The sequence below is a fragment of the Thiohalocapsa sp. genome, assembly GCF_019695415.1.
In the GTDB taxonomy this organism is placed as follows: Bacteria; Pseudomonadota; Gammaproteobacteria; order Chromatiales; family Chromatiaceae; genus Thiohalocapsa.
The window spans coordinates 1-3,651 of record NZ_JAIFKJ010000318.1; the positions used below are offsets into that span (position 1 = coordinate 1).

Consider the following 3,651-nt stretch of genomic DNA (forward strand, 5'->3'; position numbering starts at 1 on the left):
CAATCGTGCCAACGTTGACGTGCGGCTTCTTGCGCTCGAATTTTTCTTTGGACATGGCCTATACCCTCGAGTCGAAATCGGTTACTGCTTTTTGGTCACGGCTTCGGCGATGCTCGCCGGCACTTCGCTGTATTTGGCGAATTCCATACTGTAGGTCGCGCGCCCTTGGGTGGCAGAGCGCAGATCGGTGGCGTAGCCGAACATGGACGCGAGCGGGACCTCGGCGCGAATGACCTTGCCGGATGGCGCGTCCTCCATGCCCTGAATCATGCCGCGACGGCTGTTCAGGTCGCCCATGACATCGCCCATGTTCTCTTCGGGCGTCACTACTTCGACCTTCATGATCGGCTCGAGCAGCACCGGCTTGGCTTTGCTGGAGCCCTCTTTCAGGGCCATGGAGCCCGCGATCTTGAACGCCATTTCGCTCGAGTCGACCTCGTGATACGAGCCGTCGTAGAGCGTTACCTTGACGTCGACCATCGGGAAACCATATGCCACGCCGTTGGCCATGGCCTCCTGGATGCCCTTGTCTACTGCCGGGATGTACTCCTTGGGGACGGCGCCGCCGACGATCTGGTTGACGAACTCATAGCCCGCACCAGCCTCCTGCGGCTCCAAGCGGATGTAGACATGGCCGTACTGACCGCGACCGCCGGACTGCCGGGCGAATTTTGTTTCCTGCTCCACACTGGCCCGAATCGTCTCGCGGTAGCTGACCTGCGGCGCCCCAACGTTAGCCTCGACGTTGAACTCGCGCTTCATGCGGTCGACGATGATCTCCAGGTGCAACTCGCCCATCCCGGAAATGATGGTCTGGCCGGACTCCTCATCGGAGCGAACACGAAAGGACGGGTCTTCCTGCGCAAGCTTCGATAACGCTACACCCATCTTCTCCTGATCGCCTTTGGTCTTCGGCTCGACCGCCACGGAGATAACGGGCTCCGGAAACTCCATTCGTTCCAGCGTGATGGGCTTGTCCAGCGCGCACAGGGTGTCGCCCGTCGTCACATCCTTGAGTCCGACTGCTGCGGCGATGTCGCCGGCTCGGACCTCTTTGATCTCCTTGCGGTCGTTGGAGTGCATCTGCAGGATGCGGCCAACGCGCTCCTTCTTGCCCTTCACGGGGTTCAGGACTGTGTCGCCGGAGCTGAGCACACCCGAATAGACCCGGAAGAATGTCAGGGTTCCAACGTAGGGGTCGGTGGCGATCTTGAACGCCAACGCGGCGAAAGGCGCATCATCGGTGGACTGACGCTCCGCAACGGTCTCCGCAGCGTCATCCAGCACGCCCTGGATGGCCGGGACGTCCGGGGGCGCAGGCATGTAGTCGATCACCGCATCCAGCATCGCCTGCACGCCCTTGTTCTTGAATGCGGAGCCGCACAGCATGGGCACAATCTCGTTCGCCAGGGTCCGCATGCGCAGCCCCTTCTTGATATCGGCTTCGCTGAGCTCGCCTTCCTCGAGGTAGCGCTCCATCATCTCCTCGTCGGCCTCGGCAGCCGCCTCGACCATGTTCTCCCGCCACTCGTTACAGAGGTCGACCATGTCGGCGGGGATGTCACGCGCCTCGTAGGTCATGCCCTTGGACGCGTCGTCCCAGTAGATCGCTTTCATGCGGACCAGGTCGACGACGCCGGCAAAGTCTTCTTCGGCACCGATTGGCAGCTGGATGGGCACCGCCTGCCCGCCCAAACGCTCTTTCACCTGCTCCACGACGCGCAGGAAGTTGGCGCCCATGCGGTCCATCTTGTTCACGAAGGCCAAACGCGGCACACCATACTTATCGGCCTGGCGCCATACCGTCTCGGATTGCGGCTCCACGCCGCCGACGGCGCAGAAGACCGCACAGGCGCCATCCAACACTCGTAGAGACCGCTCCACCTCGATGGTGAAGTCCACGTGCCCAGGCGTATCGATGATGTTGATACGGTGCTCTGGATACTGCTTGTCCATGCCCTGCCAGAAGCAGGTGGTGGCTGCAGAGGTGATGGTGATGCCCCGCTCCTGCTCCTGCTGCATCCAGTCCATGACCGCGGCGCCATCGTGCACCTCGCCGATCTTGTGGGACAGACCGGTGTAGAAGAGAATGCGCTCTGTAGTCGTCGTCTTGCCGGCATCGATGTGGGCCATGATGCCGAGATTCCGATACCGATCGATGGGTGTACTGCGTGCCACGGCTCTGTCCGCCTGTCTTTGGGTTGAGGTGCCGCCCTGCTCGCCCGATGCTCGAGGGCTAAGCGCGTCTACCAGCGATAATGCGAGAAGGCCTTGTTGGCCTCCGCCATGCGATGCGTGTCTTCCTTTTTCTTTACCGCCGTGCCGCGCGCGTCGCCGGCGTCCATGAGCTCGCCGGCGAGCCGAAGCGCCATGGACTTCTCTGAGCGCTTACGTGCAGCGTCGATCAGCCAACGCATGGCCAGGGTGTTACGGCGCGTCGGGCGCACCTCGACCGGTACCTGGTAAGTCGCACCGCCCACGCGCCGCGACTTCACCTCCACCGCTGGCCTAACGTTTTCCATGGCCTGATCGAGCGTTTCAAGCGGATCCACGCCCTTCTTTGCGGAAACCTGCTCGAGTGCGCCGTACATGATGCGCTCCGCAACGGCCTTTTTGCCGTCCTCCATCAGCATGTTGATGAACTTGGCGAGCAGCTCACTGCCGTGCTTCGGGTCGGGCAGGATCTGGCGCTTAGCGATGACGCGTCTTCTCGGCATCTTTGGCTCAACTCCGAACAAGGTTATGCGCTGCCAATTTCGCGGTCGGCGGCAGCGCTTCCGGTAATCTGTTCGCTTCGATCCCCGGCGCCTGCTCACATTGCGGCGAGGGCCAGAAGCAAGGATATTTCAGGTGGACGGCTGCATCTCGGCGCCGCCCGCGGCGGATCAGCTCTTCGGGCGCTTGGCACCGTACTTTGAACGGCCCTGCCGGCGCTTATCGACACCAGTAGTGTCGAGGGTGCCGCGGACGGTGTGGTAGCGCACGCCCGGCAGGTCCTTGACTCGACCGCCACGGATCAATACCACCGAGTGCTCCTGCAGGTTGTGCCCTTCACCACCGATATACGAGGCGACCTCGTAGCCATTGGTTAGGCGAACCCGAGCCACTTTACGCAAGGCCGAATTCGGCTTTTTTGGCGTCGTGGTGTAAACGCGGGTGCACACGCCACGCTTCTGCGGACACGCCTCGAGCGCCGGCACGTTGCTTTTCTCCGCCCGGCGCTTGCGCGGCTTACGGACGAGTTGGTTGACAGTCGCCATGAGAAGCTCCATCCAAAGCGGGTCACACCGCACAACACGACGTCACCCCGACCCGCACTGCCGCAGCCGTGACCGGGCGATGCGGGTCCGAACGAAAATCAGGAAGCAAGCAGCGAGGCCGTGCAGCCACTGAAGGCTCAAGCCCCGGGAACAAACGCGCCGGCACAGCGGCCGGCGAGCTAAGAAGAGAAGCGTAACAAGACAGCTTTTCGCTGTCAACAGAAAGGGATTGTCACACGGGCTTTCTGTCCGGCGGACTGTCACCGCAAGCGCCTGCCCATCCTCCGAGGGCAGACCGAGCGGCGGCGTGCGGCTCATTCCCCATTCGTCTGGGTGTTAGGGAAGCGCCGATTTATTGGCGCTTCCCGTGCGGGGCAGGATGCCCCGCCAT

At 62.3% G+C, this 3,651-nt stretch carries 3 protein-coding genes; all 3 read right to left on the reverse strand.

The features are described 5' to 3' along the window. Positions 1–81: 81 nt before the first annotated feature. Positions 82–2,178 (reverse strand): elongation factor G, encoded by a 2,097-nt coding sequence (gene fusA / locus I6U14_RS09185; protein WP_296898672.1) that lies wholly within the window; start codon positions 2,176–2,178, stop codon positions 82–84. Positions 2,179–2,246: 68 nt separating this feature from the next. Beyond that, positions 2,247–2,717: a 30S ribosomal protein S7 gene (rpsG, locus tag I6U14_RS09190; RefSeq protein ID WP_296898674.1), complete on the reverse strand. Its 471-nt coding sequence runs from the start codon at positions 2,715–2,717 to the stop codon at positions 2,247–2,249. Positions 2,718–2,885: 168 nt separating this feature from the next. Continuing rightward, positions 2,886–3,260, reverse strand: coding sequence for a 30S ribosomal protein S12 (gene rpsL, locus I6U14_RS09195; RefSeq protein WP_296898676.1), 375 nt, complete (start codon positions 3,258–3,260; stop codon positions 2,886–2,888). Positions 3,261–3,651: the final 391 nt, after the last annotated feature.

What these genes read in the sequence shown, in the direction of transcription:
- rpsG (WP_296898674.1), bottom strand. Translation starts at nt 2,717, where the DNA reads ATGCCGAGAAGACGCGTCATCGCTAAGCGCCAGATCCTGCCCGACCCG.
- rpsL (WP_296898676.1), bottom strand. Translation starts at nt 3,260, where the DNA reads ATGGCGACTGTCAACCAACTCGTCCGTAAGCCGCGCAAGCGCCGGGCG.